Raw genomic sequence first — 20241 nt, forward strand, 5'->3', positions numbered from 1 at the left:
GCGTCCCTGGGTGGCTCCGCTTTCCCACGTCTCGTGGGTCTGGCGCCACGTCCGTTGTCCCGCAAACGAGATCACCGATGCAGAACGAGCCGGAGGCGGTGCTGAATGTCTCGGCAGGCATGGCCGATACCTCCGTGGGACGAGGGGGCGCGGTATGTCGTACGGACAGACAACCGCCCGTCGCGCGCTGGGACCATGACGAACAACGTGTAGCCTGCCTGCCTCGCTACTGACGACTTGGTAGGCCGTTTACCTTTCGCTTGTGCCGTCCCGCCTTACGGTGAGGGCATGAAACGGGCGAGAAACAAGGCACTCGCTGCCTGGATGGACGCGCATGACATCAGCCCCGACGCGGTAGCCGACCAGGTCAACAAGGCCGTAGGCGAGATCACTGGGAAGATCGGCGAGACATCGGAGCGCAATGTGTTCCGTTGGCTGTCCGGCGAGACCCGGTGGCCGCAGCTACGTCAGCGGCTGGCATTGGAGGCCGTCTCAGGCCGCCCCGTCCGCTCCCTGGGGTTCGTGCCCCGGGGCGAGCCCATCCCACCTGTACACCCGGAGGATGACCCCGTGCTCCGCCGCGCATTCATGACCGCCGCCACCGGCACTGCCCTGGCCCTTACCCCCACCAACACGGTTGCCGCGGGTCGGCTCGGCCGCGGCGACGTCGAGCGCTTGAACGCCCGCTTCGCCGACCTCGTCGTGCGCGACCACCACCGTGGCGGGCAACTCCGGGTGGAGCAAAGGGCGATCGCGCTGTCGGAGGAAGCCTTACGCCTCCAGCAGGATCACAGCGCGAGCCAGCGCGTCCGGAGCTCTCTCTACGCGTGTGCGGCGTCGTTCATGTCCTCGGCGATGTGGGCGGCCATCGACGGCAAACGCTTCGGGGCCGCACAGAACCATCTCAACAGGGCTTCCGGTCTGGCCGCGATGAGTGGAGAGCAGGGCATCCAGTTCCGTATCTGGTCGCACGCGGGAAGCCTCTACCGACATATGGGCCGACCTGCCGACGCCCTGGCCGCCAACGACGTGGCCCGCAACCTCGCGATTACCCGCCGGGACCCCATGTTCGCGTCCTTGGGGCATGCCCGGCACGCCGCGATCCTGGGTCTGGCGGGCAGCGCCAGCATGACCGACCGTTGTATCGGATATGCCAGTGAAGCTCTGGACCGTGCTGACGCCTACACTCCGCGCCCCGTATGGATAACGGCGTTCTTCGGCCCGAGCGAGATCGACAGCCTCAGTTCCGTAGCCCATCTCGCCCTCGGCCAGTACGAGCGCGCCGAAGCCGAGGGCCACCGCAGCCTCGCCTACCTGCAGCCCCACATGGAGCGAAGCCGCGCCATCATGACCGTCCGCGTGGCCCGAGCCCAGCTCGGCCAGGGCGACCTGGATCACGCCGTCTCCACCGCCATGTCGGTCCCCAGCAACAACGGCCACCACCCGCGCGTGATCGCGATGCTGGACACTTTCACCACGAAGCTGAACTCCACCGCCCCGGACAGCAACGCGGCCCGAACCTGGGCCAGTTACCTCCACGACTACCGGAAGGCCCTTCCCATATGACCACCGCGCCCGGCGTCGAATTGCGCCACCACACCGACATCGTCTGCGTGCGCAAGGACCTCCTCGACGTGTACGCCGACGTCCGGGCCCCGCTCCTCCATCTGCCCCACTACGCGGTCGACGCCTATGCCGAGCGCCTTGACCGCCATGCCACCGAGGCCGGCTTCGAGGTGGTCATCGGCTACGAGGGCACAGAGGCGGTCGGATACGCATACTGCAACACCGTCGAGCCCGGAAACCGCTGGTGGAACCGCATGGACCCGCCCCTGCCCGACCAGCTGACCGCTGCCCCGGCCATCGCGCTGAAGGAAATCATGGTGCGCACACCATGGCGCGGAACCGGAACCGCCCGGCGCATCCACGACGAACTCCTCGCCCATCGACCCGAACAGCGGGTCAGCCTGCTTGTGAACCCGACCGCCGGCAATGGCAAGGTGCACCGCCTCTACGAGAGGTGGGGATACGAGACAGTCAGCGCGCAGCGGCCCTCGCCCGGTTCCCCGCCTTTGGCCGCGATGATCCGCCGTGTCAGTGGCTGAGGGCCTGCTCGAGGGTGTCGCTGGTGCCGATGACGGAGTCGATGCCGACGATGTGGAGGGCGCGCATCACGGCTTCGGTGGGGGCTGCCAGACGCAGCCATCCGCCTGCTTCGGTGAGGGCGTTGTGAGCCGTGACGAGAATGTTGATCCCGCTGGAGTCCATGAAGGAGACCTGGCGCAGATCAATGGCAATGCGCGCGGTGGGCGCGCTTGCCGGATCGAGTGCCGCGCTCAGGATGCTGCCCGTCTGGTGGTCGATCTCTCCGGCCAGAGCGACGACGCGGATGCCGTCCGTCTTACATGCCTCCACGCCTCCGGCGCCTCTCGTGGAAACAATCGCGCGCTCATCGGCGTTGGTGATCTCTGCGTAGAGAAGGGGGAGGTGTCGGGACTGAGGCTGTTCCGCACGGACACGACGAATAGCGGCATGGCGGAGGTGATGCCGCGTCTTGCTGAGGTCGAGTCAGATGTGCAGGGTCTCGTAGAGGCGAATATGGAGACGCTGCTGGGAGTCCGGTTCCTGGCGAGCGAGTACGGTACCGGACCGCTGCACGGGGGCCGGATCGACTCGCTCGGTCTGGACGAGAACGGATCGCCGGTCATCGTCGAGTACAAACGCGGCACGGATGCCGGCGTGATCAACCAGGGCCTGTTCTACCTGGCCTGGTTGATGGATCACCGCGCCGAGTTCGAGCACCTGGTCCGCGACCGGCTCGGGGTGACGGCCGTGTCGCAGGTCCTGTGGAGCGGCCCGCGCCTGATCTGCATCGCAGGCGACTTCACCCGTTATGACGTGCACGCCGTGCGCGAGCATCGACGCTCGATTGATCTGGTCCGCTACCGGCTCTTCGGCAGCGAGTTGCTCGGCCTTGAGACTGTGGCATCCGTCAGCAGCGCCATGCAGGCGTCGCACCGGGCACGGCGCCATTCGGTTGCCCAGGCGGTGGCGGGCGTCCAGGGCTCGGCGATGGCGGAGCTGACGGGCGCGGTCGACGAGGTTCTCCTCGGGCTTGGAGACGGCGTGAACCGCGTGGAGCGCAAGCAGTACCGGGCGTATCAGCGGCTGCGGAACTTCGCCTGCCTGTGCCCGCCGCAGCGGACCAAGTTGCTGGTCTACCTCAAGGTCAACCCGAAGGGCGTCGACCTCGTTCCGGGCTTTACTCGGGACGTGTCTGGTCTCGGTCACCACGGGACGGGCGACCTGGAGGTTCAGCTTCGTACGCCGAGGGACGTGGAGCGGGCGCAGGATATGTTTCGAGCGAGCTACGCGGCGGCGTGAATGGCTGCCGCCGCCTGGCAACCGAGACAGGCGGCCAAGCCGCCAGACAGGCGTAAGGCGTCAGCAGCCCTGCGAGAGCGAGACACCTGAGAGGGTGGACACTGCCTTCGCCGCGTTAACCCAGTGATCGCCGGTTTGGCCAACTGGTGGTCCCACGCTATGTTGCCCCGCTCTTACGGGCCGATGATCATCGTGAACGAGGGGTGGGAAGGCTGGCGCCGGCCGTCGGAGCCGCCGGGGCATTCGCAGTGAGGTCGGCTCCGTGCTTGCGACCCGGCTTGGCCGCACGTGTGTCGGTCTCCTGGGCCAGAGTTTCTGTGAGAGTCGCCAGCAGCGAACTCGGGGCGTGCGGGGACGCGGTGATGGCCCAGGTGGGCTGGTTCGGGGCGGAGCCGGCCCAGATGCTCCAGACAGTCGAGTTGTGGGCATGCTGCGCTGACAGTGGGTCGAACTGCACGCCTGCTTCGCCGTTGGGGGATGTCCAGCGGATTCCGTACCCGGTCAAGGTGTGGTCCATCCGGCCTCGGTGAGCGGCCGAATGGCGTCGGTGATCGTCTCCTCGTCCACCGGCGTGGCGATAACCTCGTCCCAGTCTTCGCCGTCGCCGAGATGGACCAGGAGCGCCTGAAGTACCGGGGCGGGGGTGTCGCTGGTGGCGGTGAGGTGCCACATGCGGTCGGAGACGGGCGTCTCGTAGGCGGCCACGGTCCAGGCTGTGTCGCGGGCTTGAGTGTCGTGGATGTGTTCGATGCGCAGAGTCTGCGATTCGTGGATGACGTGGGTCGTGTCATCCGACCAAGTGCGCCACTTCTCGAACTCGCAGTACGTGTTGAGGAGGCTATCCAGGAGCGCGTCGTGGTCGCCGGCGTCGGCCAGGTAGGCGGGGACGGTCTCCGGCTCAGGGCGGGATGGTTCGGAGATGGCTGTGGTGGCGTCGATGACGGAGCGTGCTGCGATGGCGGCGCGCTCGGTGTCGGTCAGGGGAGCCGATCCGGGGCGCATCTTGGCCGCGTGGACCTTCTCGAAGGCCGTCAGCGCCTCTGCGGGCGAGTCGAAGGTGTCGGCAATCTGACGCAGGTGGTCCTCGCCGTGCAGGTAGACGGACTTGCCGCCCCGGTGCAGATAGGTGCCGACCGCGACGGTGGTGTGGCCGTCCGGGGCGTGGGCGTGGATGAGCAGCTGACCGTGGCGGATGTCGTCGTGGATCTTCTGTGCCTGATTGGATATTTCGCGGATCTCGCTGCGGGTGCACCACGGCATCGGGTAGCCCGCCCAGGTCCACTCCTCGTCGATGGCCTCCTGGAGTCGCGGGGTGATCTCGACGCTGATGCCTTCGGAACGCAGATGCCTGGCTGCGTCATTGGCCCAATAGGGCTCCTCGTGATCAATGCGGGCCAGAACCAGGACGTTGGTGGCGGCGACGCTCCAGTCGGCGGCTTCCAGCGCCAGGAGGGCGACGCGGGCCTGGGTGCCGGTCAGGACGGCCTGCACGGCGCTCGGGTGAGTGGGGTGGGTGTCGAGTCGGACGTGTGCGTCGATGGCGGGAGTCACGTGGGGTCTCTGTTCTGCCGTTGGCCGGACCTTTGGGTCTGGCCAACGGCGTAGTCGCGGCTATCGAGTTGCGCCTGTGACCCGGGCGGCGTGCGCGGCCCTGGTCGTCGGGGGGCCGGCGCGGGTAGTGGGCGCGGGACGTCGGCGTTGCGGAGGGGTGGCTCCGGTGGCGTGCTGCCAGCGCGTGCGGACGGCTGCGATGTCGACGAGGGCGCGGCGGGCTGCGATGACGAGTTGGAACGGGGTGTTCGCCGGGTCGCCGGCGTACGCCTCGATGCGCTGGCCGGTGTGTTCGGCGGCGGCCAGGAGAGCGCGTTCCAGGACGTGTTCGCTCCAGTGCTCGACGGATCCGGCGGGTTCGGCCAGCATGCGCAGGACCTCGCCCGGTTCGTTGCCGTTGTCCAGCAGGCCGCGCTGCTGGGCCTCCCACAGGACCGTGACGGGGTCGACCGGCTCCTGGCGGCGGGCCAAGGCCGTCAGGCACTGCCACAATCCGGCGTGCAGCGGCACGGTGAAGTCGTCGGCGAGCAGCCACCCGACAGAGTCGATGTCGGCGGGGTGGGCCGTGGCGGCGGCGAGGAGGAGCTGCTCCTCCTCGCCGGCCTCTGCATGCTCGCGAGCGAGGGACGGCGGTGTCGTGGTGCGGGGCAGCACGCCTGCGCGGGGCGGGAAGCGGTGAGCGATGTTGTCCACAACCGTGGCGAGCGCGTCGGCCTCGGTGAGGGCCGTTGGTACGGGGTGCGGGAGGGAGAGATCGTGGGCGGTGCGGACGAGGCGTCCGGCTGCCGTCTGAAGGCGACGCCGGGCGTGCTCGGCCTCGACCATCCGGGCATAGGCGCGGGCGTGGCTGGGCCAGGGACAGACCTGGACAAGGGCATGCACGTAGGCAGCGGTCAGCCCTCGCGCCTGCTCCCGCGCCGTGGCGAGTACGCGGTCGAGCCACTGGGTGCTCCTCGCGTGCGCGGCGGGATCGGGCCGCGGCAGCGTGATGATCGCGCCGTATAGGGCGGCGTGTGCGGCGGTGGAGAAGGAGTCGGCGGTGATGCCGCTCACGTCGTCCGCACGGTGCGGGTCGAGGAGTAGGGCGCCGAGGAGGGCTTGCTCGACGTGGAAAACGGGCGGGGGCGGTGCGGGGGTGTCGAGGCCGTCGTCGGGTTCGGGGGTGTGGGGCATCAGGCGGCGAGGGTGAAGTCGTCGGGGTCGAGGGTGACGCCGAGATGCGGGGCCAGGAGATGGCCCGCAAGGAGCGGCGGCACAGCATTGCCGATCTGAGAGAACTGCTGGCCTTTGTTTCCGGCCCAGGGGTAGTTGGTGGGGAACGTCTGCAATACCCCGGCCTCTTCGGCCGTGATCCGGATCGGCTGAGGAACGGCCAGCGCGTCGGCGTTCTCGGCCGGAGGTGTGGCGGGTTCGGCGACCCACGTGCACTCGTTCGCACGGTGACCGAAGAACAGCGTGCCGGCCGGCTCCGACAGCGGACGGACGGTGGCGTTGGCTTGGCTGTTGTTGCGCAGGGACCAGGACCAGCGGTGGGCGTCGGCGGTGAACTTCGGTACAGGAGCGCCTGCATGGCCTTCACGGCCGCCGTGTCCGGCCAACCGCCTCGTGCCTTCGCGACGAGGGGCGAGGACGATCCCGTCCGGCCGGGGCGTCCAGGTGCCGCGCTCCCGGGCGTCGGACAACGCCTTGCGGGAGCCCGACGGGAACGGCTCCGGCCCGCCGCCGGGGCCGCCGCCTGCGCAGACGGTGGGGACCGGGCGGTCGGTCGCGCCCCACCCCAGTGCTTCGGCCATGCTGACCCAGCGAGTTCGGCCCGGCCCGAACAGTGATTCGGGCTCGGCGAGTTGAGCGTGCGTGGGGGTGGGCGGCTGTGCCGTCCGGCTGCGAGAGGCCAGGAGGATGGCCCGCCGTCTGGTCTGCGGAACACCGAAGTCGGCGGCGTTGAGGATGCCGTACCAGACGGAGAATCCCCACCCGCGCATGATGGCCGCGTACTGCTTCCACAGCGGCAGGACGTCCGGGACTTCCTCCATGGCGACCCAGTCGGGGTCGCCGACCGTGTTCAGTGCGTAGAGGTAGCGCATCGGCTCGGCGGCGAGCAGGGAGCGCTCGTCCCGGCAGGCGGCGAGGAGACGCTCGCGGGTGTCGCGCCCGGCGGCCAGGTCGTCGACCGCGGCGTGCACCAGTGGCCGGTCGAGCAGCCCCAGACGCTTGCCGGCCATGCTCCATGCCTGACAGGGCGGAGAGGCGATTACACCGCGGGTGCGGCCGACGAACGGCCAGGTCGGATACATCGCAACGTCCGCCCGGATGGTCAACTGCCCAGCCGCACGGCGGGTCTTGCATGCCCACGGGTCCCACTCCAGCCCGACGTCGCGGGCACCGAGGACGTGCAGTGCCCTGCTCCAGCCGCCCGGACCCGCGAAGAGGTCGAGTATCACGTGGCCAGCCCGAAGTCGTCCTGTGCCAGCGCATCGGTGTCACCGCGGCACGCCCAGGGCGAGCAGCCGTCTTCGACACCGTTCTCCAGGACGTTGGCCTCGTCCGCGGTGATCTGCTGGGCGGCTCGCTCGGCTGCGGTGACGTGGTCGATCGGCGCCCGGCTCAGCGGTACGCGGGAGCGGTGCAGGAACGCCTCGCCGAGCAGGCGGCTGCCCGACGCATTGGCGCGGGCGTTTCCCCGCCGGATGGCCGCGTCGAATTCGACGACGTCTGCCCACTCCGACGGGGAGGCGTCGCGTATATGCCGCCACTGCGCGTTTCCGTGAAAGGGGCAGCCCAGGCAACTGGATTTCGGCGTATCGGCAAGCCCGAGCGAGGTCAGATATCGTATGCAGTCGGACCTGTTCCATGACAGGTCCAGTAGAGGATGCCGATTACGCATATACTTGACGTCGGCGTCCTTCGCGCGATGGAATTCATCCTTGGAGATTCCCACCCACTGCTCGACGAAAATGTTCTTCGGGATGCGTGCAGGGTAGGGGTAGCCGAGCAGTTCACGAACCCTCTGCTTGATCGGCTTCACCTTATATTCGCCGGTACTTCTCTGCACTTCATTCGTTCGGGTGACCAGGGGTATGTGGTTGGGCAATGGGGCTCCGTGGAGTAGGGGATGCGGGCGGCTCGATGTCGGCGCCTGAGGGCGGCGCCGCTTGGGGGCGCGAGGTGCCAAGATCAGTGCGATGACGAGTGTTGGGGAGGGTGAGTGGGTTGAGCTATGACCTCAAGGCAGTGATCGCGGGGAGCGGCCTGTTGGCTGCGGTGACCGGTGGTCTTCCGTCGGCGTGCGTCGCTGATCTGCAGCAAGGTCTGGCGTTGCTGCCTCTGTCTGATGCCTTCTCCGAGGCAGTGGCCGACGCTGATCAGCCGCGCCGTGGCGACTTCTGGAGCCTTCCGCCTGGCTTCGACCGTGTGCTGGCCGCGTGGTCGATGGAAGGCTCCGTCGCGTATGTGGAATCCGAGTACTTCGGAGGTGCAGGCGAGGAGAACGTGGCGGTCTGGCGCAATGGGCGGCTCGTGCTGGGCCCGCTTCACCTTGCCGAAGGCGAACTGCCCCCAGATGCGGGCACGCCCGTCTGCCGCGCTCTGCGCGAACTTGGTGTCCGCGTGCGTGAGCGGGAGGATGAGTTCACGGCCGTGGGTCTGGGCCTGCATCGGAATACCGAGGAGTGGGCCAGCGCGACGACGTGAATCTCGTGCGCCGTGAGCGCCCGCATCACTCCTGGGCTCTGAGGGTACGAGGCCGGGGCTTGGGGATACCGAGGTCGACGGCTGGTCGGCGTGCCATGCGCTGAGACTCCTCGCGCTTGGAGCGTAGGAGGGCGAGGGTGAGGTTCAGTCCTTCGATCTCACCGGCCCAGCCTTCCCGCTCGGCCCTGTCCCGACGGGCGAGGAGGTCCTTCTCGAGTTCGTCGAGGCGGCCCAGCATCTTTGGGTTGACGTGCAGCATCGGGCAGCGGATGCAGGCGTGCTCGTGCTGGCAGGGGGTTCCGTAGGGGCGGCCGCAGGAGCCGAGTTCGACCTTGCGCTTGTCGAAGTGCTCGGTGAATTCATCCCACTCTTCGGTGCTGGCGGGGCGGTACTCGTCGCTGGGGCGGATCTTGCGTCGGTTGTCGAGGTGGGTGACGTAGTGGCGGATGACGTCTTCGTCGAAGACTGCGACGTAACCACGGGTGGTTTGGATGTTGAGGTGTCCGAGCAGGGCCGCTCCGATGTGGATGGGTAGTCCGCTGTTGACCAGTTCGGTGGCGAAGATCCGGCGGAAGTCGTGCGGGGTGAAGTGCAGGTCCCGGAAGCCAGGGTGCGTCTCGCCGAGAGCCTCGCAGCGGCGCCGGATCATGTTGAGGACGGTGTTGGCGCCAATCACCCCGCGGTTGGCGCCGATGCGACGCTGGAACAGGAACGGCAAAGGGGTGCTCCAGAGCTTGTCGTGCGGGTCGTAGCGGCTGACCAGCGGGATCGAATGTCCGTCGCGGGTGTGGCGGCGGATGAGGCAGGCGATGACGTGGAACAGCTCGGGCGACATAGGGATGACGCGTTCCCGGTCAGTCTTGGACGGTGCGATCACGAGCAGGCCGACGACTTCGCCGCTGGGGCGCTGGTATTGCCGGATGCTGAGGTGGCTGAGCTCGCACATCTCCTCGATGCGGATGCCGGAGTGCCGCAGCACCTCAATACTGGCCCAGTCCCAGAACGCCGTCTCCTCATCGGTCGTGATGTGGATGAGCCGGCCGGTTGCCTCGTCGGTGACCTTGACGGGCGGTGTCTCGTGGCGTGCGATCTTTCGGTCGGACTCGGTCACGGTCCGCCGGTAGCTCGTGCCGTCCAGGACGAAGCGGATGCCGTCAGGTGTGCTCGTCGCCTGCTCCAGCAACCTGCGGGCGTGGTCGTAGCGGTTCTCGACGTGCTCGGCGAGGACCGGCAGAAGGGGCTGTCGCTGGCGGGTTCGGTCAGCAGTGCGCTCGTCGTGGCGACGTCGGCGCTTGCCCACTCCTCGTAGTTCTCCCGGCGGAATGGGGCAGGGGACGACCCAGTGGGCCCATCGTTCGGGTTCCTGCGCGGCCCAGGTGTGCAGGTCGAGGTAGAGGCTGCGGACGGTGATGATGATGTCGTCCTGCTGTCGGCGGGGCTTGCCGTCATCCCGGATGGTGATCGCTTGGCGCCAGGCCGCATAGGTCTCGGGGGTGAGGCGCAGGTCGGCTTGGTCGGGGTTGATCTGCTCGACCTTGCGCCAGAACATCGATCCCAGCAGGTAGCAGATGTGCGACAAGGTGGCGTAGTCGGTCTCGACCATGCGGCGGCTGCAGTAGTCGATCAGGAGTTGGCGGATGCCCTGGTTGCGGATCGGGTAGCGGTCGATCAGGTCCTCGACGCTGAGCTGGCCGCGGGTGAGCGCCCCCCGCAGCGTGGTTGGGGTGCCGAGCGGGAAGTGCTCCATGGCGTGCAGGACGTTCCAGGCGCCGATCCCAGGGAAGACGACCTTCCGTGCCTCGCCCAGCCCGAGGGCGACTGCGGCCCGTCGGCTCTCATGTCCGTGGTGCAGCATGGCCGCCGGGGTGACATCGGACAGTGAGACGCCCTGGACAGCAAGCAGGGCGCAGATGTCGTTGAGCGCGTTGCGCTTGTGCTGCCAGGACATGTCATGTGCCTGGACGCGGTCGTGGAAGGCGTCGAGTAGTGGGTCGTTCTGCGCCTCGTGGAACGGCGTGGCGAAGCTGGGGAAGGTCTGGCTGCGGAAGGCTCTCAAGGACGGCTGGAGCACCCGCAGGCAGATCAGGGAGCGCAGGCCGGTGTTCAGGTCCCGGCCGAAGCCGAGCTCCTGGCTGAGGTCGCTGGAGTTGATACCGCCAGGCGCGATCGGGCAGGCGTCCCAGCGTTCTTGCCAGGTGCCTCCGGGAAAGTCGCTCAGGTAGTCGAGCATCGTCCGCGTCACCTGGACCCGCTTGCTGCGGGTGTTGGCGGACATCTGCCCGATGTCGCGTACGACTTCAGCGATGCCCTGCGCGGAAGCCGTGCTCAGGTCCCCGTGGGGCCGCGGGAGCGTGGCGGCGACCGCGGGTGCCGCTTCCAGAGAACCGGAGATGAAGCGGCTGGGAAAGCTCAGTTCCTTGTCGGCGTACTCATGCCGACGGGTGCGGCCCGTGGCCGGCAGGGAGGTCGTGGCCTCAGGCACCGAACACCGCCGCGATGTCGGACGGGTCGTAGCCGACCGCGTAGTGGGTGGGTGTGCGCGGCTTGGCGTAGTGCGCGGCCATCACGTCGAAGAGTTCCTCGACGCGGACGGTCAGGTACCGGTTAGTGGTCTGGATGTTCGCGTGCCGCAGGACGGCCTGGACCTCTTCCAGCTTGAGCGTGCCGCCGTTGGCCATGCGGTAGGCGGCCGTGTGCCGCATGTCGTGGAGCGACCAGTTCGTCCCGAGCCTGGTGTTGGCCCGCTGGATGATTCGTCGCATCGCCCAGTAGCTCAGTGGCCGGTCCTGTCCGTGCCGGGTCCGCCAGACCGGTTCGCCTGGGGGAGGAGTTCCGCGTTGATCGAGGTAGCTGGCCAGCCTCAGGAACGCTGCCGGGGAAGCGGGTACCGCCTCGCGGGCTAGGGTGCCCTTGGAGATGACGTAGACCTTCTGGCCGGACCAGTCGATGTCCTGCAGGCCCACCCCGAGGAGTTCCTCCGCCCTTGCACCGCTGGAGACGTAGAAGTCGAGCAGCGCCCGGTCGCGCTCACAGCCCATAGCGGCGAACAGCTCGTCCCAGAGCAAATCCGGGATAGACCGCGGCGGCCGGTCAGCAACCTTCTGCCGCAGCCGTGCCCTGCCCAGCACGGGCGCCAGCTCCAGGGGGCTGCGATGGCCGAGTACCCGCCGACGCTGCGGCGAGGCTGGCACCGGGTTCACGACCGGCCCGCGGCCCTGATGCCCGTGGAACTCGTAGAACCCGCTGACGACTGACAACGCATGGTTGATCGTTCGCGGCGCGTACCCCGGGCCCAGACTGGCCTTGCCTGTACGGATATTCACGGCTCCCGCCGCGCTGCTCTGGGACGAGCTCCGCTGACGCTGCGGATTACGGGCCGACCGCAGCCATCCCGCAAGGACCGCGACTTCGGCCTCCGTCGCCTTCTCCCATGCCGTGCCCAGCAGCCACAACAGCCGGAACCAGCGCAGGAGGCCGTATGCGTAGCTCCGACCGGTCAGTGGACTGCAGTCGCCCAGAGCCAGGTCTTTCAAGTACGCGGTCGCCGGCTCCACTTCACTACCAAAGCCGTTGACGACGATGTACGGAGGGTGCTGCCCCTCGGCCGGTACAACTGCCCCGGCCGAGGGGACGACAGCACGTCCCTCCATCAGTTCCTGTCGGATATCCACTCCACACTCCTTGATCACGTGCGTCGGTCACGCGATCAACGAGCCTGAGGAGGTGCAGATAACGGAGCACTGCCGTCGCGTCATTCCAGGTCGCCCGTCCTGATTGAGGATGTGGAGAGGCATGGATGCGAACCGGCGATCTGGATTGAGGGCGTCATCGCGGATATTCCCGGCCGATACGCGAAGTATGGGTATTCCGGCCGGTGCGGCTATTTCTTTTTCTAGGCGGTCGAGGTGGACGTAAACCGCCTTGGGTTCCCAGCCGGTGTCGGCGAAAATCGCGTAATCGACTCTGGGGAGAATGCCTTCGGAAGACAGGGCGAGCAGGGTGCTGGACTGGACTCCGGCGCCCAGGGACAGGGCGCGGAACTGAGGCTTATCTGAAATGGGTCGGTCCTGGGTGTGAGGAAATTGGAGGCGTTGCACTCCATCGCGGCCCCACTGCGGCTGGGGGCGTGGTGCGAGAGGGGGCTGGCGGGACTCAGCGGTGGCGTGGGGCTGGTGACGGCGGGCGGTCCACGGGAAGGCTCCGTCCCTGGGGCGCCTGAGCACGGGGCGTGGCCGTTGCGGTGGGCTGGAGGCTGAAGGCCGGGGCCGCGTGATCGAGGGCCTGGGCGAGAAGCTGGGCCTGGTCGTGAGCGGCGGCGAGCTGCTGGGCGGCCTCGGTAGGGAGCCGCTCCCACTGGGCTTGGTATTGGTAGCGCCGAATGATCTCGGCGGCATCGCGTATCTGCTCGGCGACGTGCCGCAGCGTGGCCGTTTCTTGCTCGGGAGCAGTCGCGGTGTGCGTGGCCTGCAGAAGCTTGCTGAGGGAGTCGGGCAGCGGCGCGTCGTGCGAGGGAAGGCCGTAGAGAGCGGCGTGCAGCGCCTGGGCGAAGGCTGGTACGGGTCCGCCCCGGCTGCGGTCGCGGTATTCGACAGGGGCCTGTCGGCGGGCGGCGAAGGAGACGGTCACGTCGCGGGGCGCGGCGCCGGGCTGGAGCAGGTCGGCGAGTGCGCGGGCGATGTCGTGGGGAGTGGGTGTATCGGAGGGCGTGCGATCTCCCGGAGATGGGCGGCTCACCAGCGCCGGACGGCTGCGGTGGGCCGGGTCGTGGACGGGTTCACCGGCCGCGGCGGGCATTGAGGTGCCATGGGGGCGTAGGGGTGCGGGGTGTGTGGTCGCCAGGGCGGCGGGCGGGGGTGGGCGAAGGAGGCGGCGAGGTCACGGCGCCCGGCCGGACTCAGGTGAAGACGCTCGTCGCGGAACCAGTCCGGGCAGTCCTGGCGGAGGATCATGCCCCGGTCCAGGGAGCGGATGGGGTGATGGTGACGCGGAGGTCGTCGCGGCGCAGGACGGGCTTGCCGTCGGTGATGGCCACATCGCCGCCGGCTATCGCGCGCAGGGCGGTGTTCTGGGCCGCGCTCAGGGCGGGCGGCTGATGTGTGGGGAGGAAGCCGCGGTGTCGCCGCTCGGCGATGTAGGTCTCCGCCGTCGCCAGGGTGTCTGTGGCTCCGAGGGCGGTGAGGGTGCCGACGAGGTTGAAGTGCCGACCTGCCTCCTGGCGGGCTTGCTGATCGGTCAGGATGGCCAGGAAGTCGTCGCCCAGCTCGATGGGAGCCCCGCGCGGGTGTCGTTGAGGATGTCGACGGCGTCGATGAGGTGGTCTGCGGCGTCGGTCGCGAGGTGGGCGAGTTGACGCACGCGCGCGAACACCGCGCGGATGACAGGGCTGTGATACATCGACGGCTGGTGGCCGAGGGTTTCCGCGATGGCGAGAGCGGACCGTGCCAGGTGCTGGGCGGTATCCGTCTGCTGCGTCAGCACAGTGGTCGGGTTTGCGGCGGTGGAGTTCGGCGGGGATGTGCGCGTCATTGAAGCGGGTGAAATCCGCAGCGAGTGCTAGGAGTTGCTCGGCGGGCTCAAGTGAACAGGTCTTCGTCAGGGGGACTCCGCAGGAGAGGAGATTTAGCGGCGGCGGCCGGGAGAGCCGAGAATCTGGTCGAGGGCATGCACGAGTTCGATGTCCACTCCGGCTGGGCGCACCGGGGTGATCAGCGCGCTGCGTGTCTGCCGGGTACTCGGGGGCAGGTCCCCGAACGACCTCTCCACCGCGATGGGTGTCGCCAAGTACGTAAAGAACTGGCGCACGAGGATCTCGGGGGCGTCCTGCGTGAATGTGGCGAGCGGTGCGTGCTCGTAGAAGAGGTGCTCGACCTGCCAGGCGGTCTCCTCGCCGGGTGTGTGCTCCAGGCGGCAGTAGTGGTCGGGTGAGGTGAGGACTCCCTTGTCGCCAACCGCCCAGTCGTGCAGTTCGGCGGGCTGGTCCAGCGGCGTGTCCGTGATTGGGATGCGGTTGCTGTGCCGGGTGTCACCGAGTAGTTGCGGCAGGGCCTGTGTGACGGCGGCGACCGCTTCCAGCGGTGCCTGCCGGCTGAACGACGCCTTCCAGTACGGCTCGTGATGGGTGACGGTCACCCAGCGTCCGAGCGGGTGCAGCGGGCGGAAGTCCACGAAGGTGCTGCCGTCGGGGCTGTCGATGGTGACGTTCCCGGTGGCCGGGTCGTGGTCGTGACGCCATCCGAAGAGGTGGATCTCAGGGGACCGAGTACATCGGCGAACCGGTCCCGGCGCCCGCCATGTAGCGCGGCGAGACCATGACCCGGTCATGGTCTGCGTGACGGCTCATCGCCGCACCTGCCGGTCGGCGGCCGAGGATGTGGTGGCAGGCCTGCCAGGCAGAGGGGGCCGGACGCTGGGTGCAGATTCGAGGCCTACCAGGGCTTGTTCACCGGCGTGGGTAAGGAGCAGGCGGCGGCCTGAGTAGAGGAGACGGCCGCCGGACTCCGAGTTGATGAGTCCTCGGCCGCGCAGGGATTCGTAGGTCGCCATGGTGATCTTTGTGGACGTGCCCGTTTCGATACGTCGCTTCCCGGCCTCGTTCTCGTGCAGGCGGGCGTACCCGCGGCGGATCATCCGCAGCGCTCCGCGCTGCGCCGGACTCAGTCCTGTAGCCGGGCTGCCGATGGCAGCTGTGCGAGCCTCGTCGCGTGACGCGGAGGTGCCTGCGTGGGCCTGGCCTGTCTCACGTCGGCGGCGCTGTTCGGCGGCGTCGAGGGCCTGGGCCGCGTCGGTCGCGCGCGTATATCCCTCGTTCGCGAGCGGGACCGCGGCCTGGAGATGTGCGGTCAGTTCGTCCTGCCGTTGGGCCTGTCGCGGTTGGAGGTGCCCGGCGGTGTCGTTGACGCCGTCGATGCGGTGGTACTGGGCGGCGACCTGGAGCGCGGAGGCGATGCGATGGGTGACGGTGGTGCTGACCCGCACGTAGTGTCCAAGGCTCTCCACGGCGTAGTGGCCCTCGACTGTGTCCGTGGCCAGAGGGTGGCTGGACGCGCTGAGCAGAAGGAGGAGTGACGTGTTTGCCAGCTCCTGAGCGGAGGCGTAGGGCTTGGCCAGGGAATCCAGAGACTGGAGGCCAGCAACCGGGTTGCTGCGATCGAGGTCGCGGCTCAGGTCCAGGAAGCCGTCGGCGATGACCCGGAGCCGGTCGCCGGGCATACCCGGGGAAGAAACTGTCATGGGCGATACAGGCTTTCGGTACGAGCCCCCCTGAACGGCGCCACCCCCTGCGAGGGAGTGTGAGGGGCACTTGGTAGCGGAGGCGCGGCTGCTCTGCGGTGAGGGGTGGGGCAGGATCAGCGAATCCGGCGTACGTCGCACGGACTTGGCATCGCCGCTGGGAGCTCGATGGCTGATGCCGTACGGGGCGGCGCAGAAACAGGCGCGGTGAGAGTGCAGCGGGCTTCGGCGAGGGATTCCTCGACGGCGCGCAGGTGGCCGTGGAGGGTGCTGCGGTGCTCAAGTCCGTCGAGGCGCGCGGCCATGGAGGTGTCGGTGTTCGGCCTGCCGATTGCTGCGATCGCGGCCATGACGTGCGTGTAGTGGTACTGGGCCCGGCTGAGGGGGACAGCGGCGGTGGTGAGTGCTTCCACAGGGCGCCACGGGGCGCCCATCTGCCGGTGCTCGTCTAGGTGATGGACGGCATCGCCGGCAAACCGCAGAGCGAGATGGCTGATCAGATCGATGTGGCGCAGGGCGGTGAAGAAGCCGCTGGGGCCGGCGCCGCCGGGGTGGGAGCGGATGTCGGCGATGACGGCATCGAGCGCGGCGTCGGCCGTCATGTCGTCGAGGTCGGGGGAGGTGTAGGTGGCGATGGGCTTTCCTGTACGAGGGTGACGCGGCATGGCGGGCAGATCCAGGGCTGTCGTGGCCGGCAGGGCAGCTCGGGTCGGCTGTGGCAGCGATTGGTTCGGTCAGCGGCTTCGGCTGGCCGTCTTCGCGGTGATGGGTGAGGGCGCTGGAGCTTCGCCGGATGGCCGGGCGGTTGACGGGCCGGGGAGCGCGGCAGCCAGGGCGGTGGTGCCGGCGGCGGTCAGGCGTACCCGGTCCTGGGGCGGTCCGCCCGCGTAGACGGAGGGCACAGAAGCTGTGACCCGCTCGGCGAGGCCCTTCGCCTCCAGTGACCGCAGCGTGCCGATCAGCACTTGTTCGTCGCGGCAGCGGACGTACTGGCGCCCCAGCGAGCGTGTCGCCGCGATGTGCCCGCAAGCGATCTCCCCGCAGAGCGCCATGCTGGGCGGCGGTCAGCTCACAGAGGGGATCTACGCCGGTACGACCGCGTGCGCGGGCGATCTCTTGGGCGACGCTTTCGGCGCAGCCCAAGACGGCTTCGGGGGCCAGGGCCGTCATGGTGCGGGCAGTCTGAAGGGTTTGGTCGGCCCGGAGGCCTGCTCAGGAAGGCGAGCTGATGCAGGCGGACCATGGCGTCCCACATCGCGTGGCTCTCGTAGAGCCGTTCCTCTGTCACTGCCTTGATGGTGGTGCGGGTCGCGGACGCGAGGAGCTGGGCGGAGGCGGCATGGGCGTTGAGGCTGGACGGGCGAGCGGCTCCCAGCAGACGGTCGAGGGTGTCGTTGTGCTGCACGTACTGGTCAGCGAGGAGCAGAAGCCGCTCCACCGGCGTCGGCGGCGTGGCCACGTCGAACAAGAGATCGTCGTGGGGTGTTGTCATGAGTGACGCCTGCCGGTGAAGACGGCTGGCCTCGGCGGTGCGTGCTGAGAGCTCGGCGGTTGAGCGTCGGCGACGAGCTATGTGTCCTCGGCCCGCGCCGCGAAGGATCCGAGGCGGTGAGAAAGCTGCCGCGTCACGCTGCGATAGGTGGTGGCAGCCCTCTTCATCTCGCCCCCGGCACGGCGTAGTTGGTCTCGGCTGGTCGCGGGAGTCGCGTCGGCGTCTTCGTACTGCAGGATCTCGGTGCGGTGATGGATGGCGAGGTTGCACAGGGTGGCGGCGAGCGAGATCTGGGCGCAGGCACCGGCGAGCTGCGCCAGATTCTCAGCACGGTTCTTCATCGCGGGGTACTGGCTGACCGGCAGATCGTGGACCTGCCGCGTGCACTTCACCGCCAGCTCGTGCACCCGCAGGCTCAGAGGCGCGATCTCACGAACGGGCTTGGCGATCTCGCCTTCCCGGACCCGTGTCGCCTCCGCACGCAACTCCGAGAGTGGGGGGCCCACTTCGACCAGGAGACGGGTGTGTTGAGTCAGGTCGACGGTGTGCAGAGCAACTCCGTAGGGGTCGGCTGGGCGAGGGCTGCGCGAAAGGGTTGGCGTGTCGTCGCACAGGACGGGTTCGGTCAGGGGGCTTCCCACAAGAAGCGGGAGACGTGATCGTTTCCGTGGTCGACGCGGGGCCTGGACGGGGTATGCCATCCAGCCCGAGGCTGTCGGCTGGCGATCAGGCGCCAGCCCGCGCCGCGCAGGGAAGCGCCGCTCTCGCCCTCCTGGGTGAAGGTGACCAGGCGCCGGTACCCGAGTGCCTTCGCCGCGCGCCACGACGCGCTGTACAAGAGGGAGTTGGCGTTGCGGGCGCCGTCGCTGGCGGTCCGGGTGACTTCGAGAGTGGCGCCGTCGTCGAGGTGGCGGGCAACGGGCCGCCCGACGATGGCGACAGCGCGCAGGGTGCCCGTCTCGTCGGCGGCGCCGACGGCGAAGATCTGGCCCGGGGGCGGCCGGTGGTGGCGGTGCCAGGTCTGCACGAAGTCCTTGGCTTCACGGGAGCGGACCGGGACCAGGTGCAGTCGGGCGGTGTCGCTCACGCGGCCTTCCCGAAGTCGGCCTGCGTCGGTGCGTGTTTGGCCACGGCGCGGATAGTGATCGCCTTTGACGCGCGGGCGGAAGCCGCTGACAGTTCCTGTGCGCCGGACTCCAGGTACCACGGGCGAAGGTCGAGCATCGCGGCTCGCATGCCGGTGGCGAAGCAGAGGGCTGTGCCCTTGGGCAGGGCGCGGATCGCGTCGGCGGGCAGAATTCGCTCCTGCCGCATCGACACCGAAGTGCTCTTGCCGGACTCGGAGTGCGAGGTGGACGTGGTCTCCACGTCGTGGTCGCCGATCAGCCGGGAGAGCTTGTCCGCGAAGTCCGGGTCATCGATTCCGGAGCCGATCACCTTGACGGTGGAGGCGGACCACATGGCGTCCATGCCCGCGTCCCCCCACACCTTCTGACCCTGGCGGTAGGACTGCAGGATGGTGATCGGGATGATGCCGCGCGAGCCCAAGTGGCTGTACAGGTCAGGCAAGTCGCTGATCTTGCACACGTTGGCGGCCTCGTCCAGGATCGCGAGCATGGGCGGATCAAGTCGGCCGCCGGCGCGTTCGGCCTGTGCGGTCGCGGCCCGCATCACCGAGTCCGCGCACGCGGCGATCAGTGCCGAGGCGCCACCGCCGCCGTCCTTGCTGAGCAGGAACAGGGTGTCCGTGGACGTGACGAACTCGGCTGGCCGGAACTCGGCGACGTCCTTCTGTGGGGTCACCCACACGGCGATCTCCGCGTTCAGGAGGGCGGCTGCGTACTGCCGGGCGGTCTCGTAGATGCCGTCCCTCGTCTCCGGGGGACCTTCCACGGTGCCCTTGAGCTGAGCGGCGACGGCGGTGAAACTGTGATCGCGCAGGATGTCCAGCGGGGTGCGGTCGGCGGGGAAGGCGAGCCACTGCATGATGTCGGTGATCGGCCGCTCGTCGAGCGCTGCGGCCAGCAGCAGTTGGGACAGGATGTTGCTTCCGGCCTTGGACCAGAAGTCGCCCTGTTGGGAGGCATCGACGCTTGCCGCGAGGAAGTGTCCGGCGAGCCGGTTCGCGCCGTCCAGGGTTTTCGCGGAGGCGAGGGGGTTCCACCACATCTCGCGGGCGGCGTGCGCGATCTGCTGCGGGTCCATGGTCCACACCCTCCCCGCCCGGGCCCTGGCTTCGTAGGCGGTGGTGAAGGCATCGCCGGCGGCCTTGTTCGAGGTCAGCAGGACCGGGCCCGGAGCCGCGAGCATGGAGGGGATGGCGAGCGAGGTGGTCTTGCCGGACCGTGGCGCCATGATCGCTACGGCAACGTCCTCGAACCCCATGCGTACTTCGTGACGGCTGCCCTGCAGGTTGCCGAGAAGGATGCCGGTGTCCTTCGCCTCGATGTGCTTGGTGTCCTTCAGGCTGGGGCGCAGGGAGCGGGCTTTGTCGGTGATCGCCTTGGCCATCAGCGGCTCGATGTCCCGGGCCTTGGCCATGTCGGTAATCTTCTTCCGCCCGCCGCTTCGGTTCTTGTGCCGGGCCCACAGGAGGCCCGCCCCCGCCCCGAGAGCGAGAAATACGAGAACCGGGACGATGCGGGCGCCGATCAGCAGGGACGTTTCTCCTGCGGCGGGCCAGACCTGTGCGGGGTGAAGCAGGGCCCTGGCCGGCTGGTAGGGGGCCCAGCTGGTGCCGGTGAGGTAGGCGGTGATGTTGCCGGACAGCCAGGCCAGGTGGGACAGGGGTACGGCCACAGCGAGGACGCCGAACAGGAGGCGCAGGACGAGGTCGTATCCGTCGGTGTTGCCATTGGATGAAGTAGGGGGCAAGGACTACGGGCTTCCGGGTG

At 68.5% G+C, this 20241-nt stretch carries 22 protein-coding genes and 1 pseudogene; 5 read left to right on the forward strand and 18 right to left on the reverse strand.

Going from position 1 to position 20241, the window contains the following annotated elements:
• The first annotated feature begins 288 nt into the window (after positions 1-288).
• The gene (locus ACFYZA_RS23390) at positions 289-1566 is read left to right on the forward strand and encodes an XRE family transcriptional regulator (RefSeq protein ID WP_388492524.1); all 1278 of its coding nucleotides are present in this window, start codon (positions 289-291) and stop codon (positions 1564-1566) included.
• Positions 1563-2105, forward strand: a complete 543-nt coding sequence (locus ACFYZA_RS23395; protein WP_388492526.1) for a GNAT family N-acetyltransferase — start codon at positions 1563-1565, stop codon at positions 2103-2105. The genes ACFYZA_RS23390 and ACFYZA_RS23395 overlap by 4 nt, the downstream gene beginning before the upstream one ends.
• On the opposite strand, the gene ACFYZA_RS23400 is transcribed toward ACFYZA_RS23395, so the two are convergent.
• The gene (locus ACFYZA_RS23400) at positions 2095-2415 is read right to left on the reverse strand and encodes an STAS domain-containing protein (RefSeq protein WP_388492527.1); all 321 of its coding nucleotides are present in this window, start codon (positions 2413-2415) and stop codon (positions 2095-2097) included. The two genes, ACFYZA_RS23395 and ACFYZA_RS23400, sit on opposite strands and share 11 nt — an antisense overlap.
• 72 nt (positions 2416-2487) lie before the next feature.
• Here ACFYZA_RS23400 and ACFYZA_RS23405 point away from each other — a divergent pair, with 72 nt between their 5' ends.
• Positions 2488-3384, forward strand: coding sequence for a DUF5655 domain-containing protein (locus tag ACFYZA_RS23405; protein WP_388492528.1), 897 nt, complete (start codon positions 2488-2490; stop codon positions 3382-3384).
• A gap of 187 nt (positions 3385-3571) precedes the next feature.
• Here the strand turns inward: ACFYZA_RS23405 and ACFYZA_RS23410 are convergent, their stop codons facing one another.
• Genes ACFYZA_RS23410 through ACFYZA_RS23430 form a run of 5 tightly spaced genes read right to left on the reverse strand, consistent with a single transcriptional unit; the run spans position 3572 to position 7960 of the window.
• Positions 3572-3901 carry a DUF317 domain-containing protein gene (locus tag ACFYZA_RS23410; protein ID WP_388492530.1) on the reverse strand — a complete coding sequence of 110 codons (330 nt, stop codon included), beginning with the start codon at positions 3899-3901 and terminating at the stop codon, positions 3572-3574.
• Positions 3886-4935, reverse strand: a complete 1050-nt coding sequence (locus ACFYZA_RS23415) for a DUF317 domain-containing protein (RefSeq protein WP_388492531.1) — start codon at positions 4933-4935, stop codon at positions 3886-3888. Before ACFYZA_RS23415 ends, ACFYZA_RS23410 begins: the two co-directional genes overlap by 16 nt.
• 60 nt (positions 4936-4995) lie before the next feature.
• Positions 4996-6108, reverse strand: a complete 1113-nt coding sequence (locus ACFYZA_RS23420) for a DnaB-like helicase N-terminal domain-containing protein (protein ID WP_388492532.1) — start codon at positions 6106-6108, stop codon at positions 4996-4998.
• Entirely contained in the window at positions 6108-7376 is a 1269-nt protein-coding gene (locus ACFYZA_RS23425) for a DNA cytosine methyltransferase (protein ID WP_388492534.1), read from the reverse strand. Before ACFYZA_RS23425 ends, ACFYZA_RS23420 begins: the two co-directional genes overlap by 1 nt.
• Positions 7373-7960 (reverse strand): hypothetical protein, encoded by a 588-nt coding sequence (locus ACFYZA_RS23430; RefSeq protein ID WP_388492535.1) that lies wholly within the window; start codon positions 7958-7960, stop codon positions 7373-7375. Before ACFYZA_RS23430 ends, ACFYZA_RS23425 begins: the two co-directional genes overlap by 4 nt.
• A 185-nt stretch (positions 7961-8145) precedes the next feature.
• On the opposite strand from ACFYZA_RS23430, the gene ACFYZA_RS23435 reads away from it, so the two are divergent.
• Positions 8146-8625 carry a hypothetical protein gene (locus ACFYZA_RS23435; RefSeq protein ID WP_351687958.1) on the forward strand — a complete coding sequence of 160 codons (480 nt, stop codon included), beginning with the start codon at positions 8146-8148 and terminating at the stop codon, positions 8623-8625.
• A gap of 25 nt (positions 8626-8650) precedes the next feature.
• On the opposite strand, the gene ACFYZA_RS23440 is transcribed toward ACFYZA_RS23435, so the two are convergent.
• The 9 genes and pseudogenes from ACFYZA_RS23440 to ACFYZA_RS23480 form a co-directional block, all read right to left on the reverse strand.
• Complete coding sequence (locus ACFYZA_RS23440; protein ID WP_388492537.1) at positions 8651-11107, reverse strand: tyrosine-type recombinase/integrase; 2457 nt, start codon at positions 11105-11107, stop codon at positions 8651-8653.
• On the reverse strand, positions 11100-12296 hold the full coding sequence (locus ACFYZA_RS23445; RefSeq protein ID WP_388492539.1) for a tyrosine-type recombinase/integrase: 1197 nt from the start codon (positions 12294-12296) through the stop codon (positions 11100-11102). Before ACFYZA_RS23445 ends, ACFYZA_RS23440 begins: the two co-directional genes overlap by 8 nt.
• 63 nt (positions 12297-12359) lie before the next feature.
• A pseudogene (locus ACFYZA_RS23450) lies at positions 12360-12623 on the reverse strand (hypothetical protein); the annotation flags it as partial.
• A 154-nt stretch (positions 12624-12777) separates the two neighbouring features.
• Positions 12778-13419 carry a hypothetical protein gene (locus tag ACFYZA_RS23455; protein ID WP_388492541.1) on the reverse strand — a complete coding sequence of 214 codons (642 nt, stop codon included), beginning with the start codon at positions 13417-13419 and terminating at the stop codon, positions 12778-12780.
• A gap of 438 nt (positions 13420-13857) precedes the next feature.
• Positions 13858-14151 carry a hypothetical protein gene (locus ACFYZA_RS23460; RefSeq protein ID WP_388492542.1) on the reverse strand — a complete coding sequence of 98 codons (294 nt, stop codon included), beginning with the start codon at positions 14149-14151 and terminating at the stop codon, positions 13858-13860.
• A 93-nt stretch (positions 14152-14244) separates the two neighbouring features.
• Positions 14245-14790 carry a DUF317 domain-containing protein gene (locus ACFYZA_RS23465; protein WP_388492544.1) on the reverse strand — a complete coding sequence of 182 codons (546 nt, stop codon included), beginning with the start codon at positions 14788-14790 and terminating at the stop codon, positions 14245-14247.
• A gap of 171 nt (positions 14791-14961) precedes the next feature.
• Complete coding sequence (locus ACFYZA_RS23470) at positions 14962-15855, reverse strand: hypothetical protein (RefSeq protein ID WP_388492545.1); 894 nt, start codon at positions 15853-15855, stop codon at positions 14962-14964.
• A 116-nt stretch (positions 15856-15971) separates the two neighbouring features.
• A complete protein-coding gene (locus tag ACFYZA_RS23475; RefSeq protein ID WP_388492547.1) occupies positions 15972-16520 on the reverse strand; it encodes a hypothetical protein in 549 nt (182 codons plus the stop codon).
• A 69-nt stretch (positions 16521-16589) separates the two neighbouring features.
• On the reverse strand, positions 16590-16907 hold the full coding sequence (locus tag ACFYZA_RS23480; RefSeq protein WP_388492549.1) for a hypothetical protein: 318 nt from the start codon (positions 16905-16907) through the stop codon (positions 16590-16592).
• A gap of 287 nt (positions 16908-17194) precedes the next feature.
• Between ACFYZA_RS23480 and ACFYZA_RS23485 the strand changes: the two genes are divergently transcribed.
• Entirely contained in the window at positions 17195-17353 is a 159-nt protein-coding gene (locus ACFYZA_RS23485) for a hypothetical protein (protein WP_388492550.1), read from the forward strand.
• 71 nt (positions 17354-17424) lie between these two features.
• Here the strand turns inward: ACFYZA_RS23485 and ACFYZA_RS23490 are convergent, their stop codons facing one another.
• The 3 genes from ACFYZA_RS23490 to ACFYZA_RS23500 all read right to left on the reverse strand — a co-directional run bounded on the left by ACFYZA_RS23490 (position 17425) and on the right by ACFYZA_RS23500 (position 20221).
• A complete protein-coding gene (locus ACFYZA_RS23490; RefSeq protein WP_388492551.1) occupies positions 17425-17832 on the reverse strand; it encodes a hypothetical protein in 408 nt (135 codons plus the stop codon).
• A 140-nt stretch (positions 17833-17972) separates the two neighbouring features.
• Positions 17973-18434: an XF1762 family protein gene (locus tag ACFYZA_RS23495; protein ID WP_388492552.1), complete on the reverse strand. Its 462-nt coding sequence runs from the start codon at positions 18432-18434 to the stop codon at positions 17973-17975.
• On the reverse strand, positions 18431-20221 hold the full coding sequence (locus ACFYZA_RS23500) for a type IV secretory system conjugative DNA transfer family protein (protein ID WP_388492553.1): 1791 nt from the start codon (positions 20219-20221) through the stop codon (positions 18431-18433). The genes ACFYZA_RS23495 and ACFYZA_RS23500 overlap by 4 nt, the downstream gene beginning before the upstream one ends.
• Positions 20222-20241 lie beyond the last annotated feature (20 nt).

Origin of the sequence: Streptomyces sp. NPDC001828 (assembly GCF_042892175.1) — a bacterium.
In the GTDB taxonomy this organism is placed as follows: Bacteria; Actinomycetota; Actinomycetes; order Streptomycetales; family Streptomycetaceae; genus Streptomyces.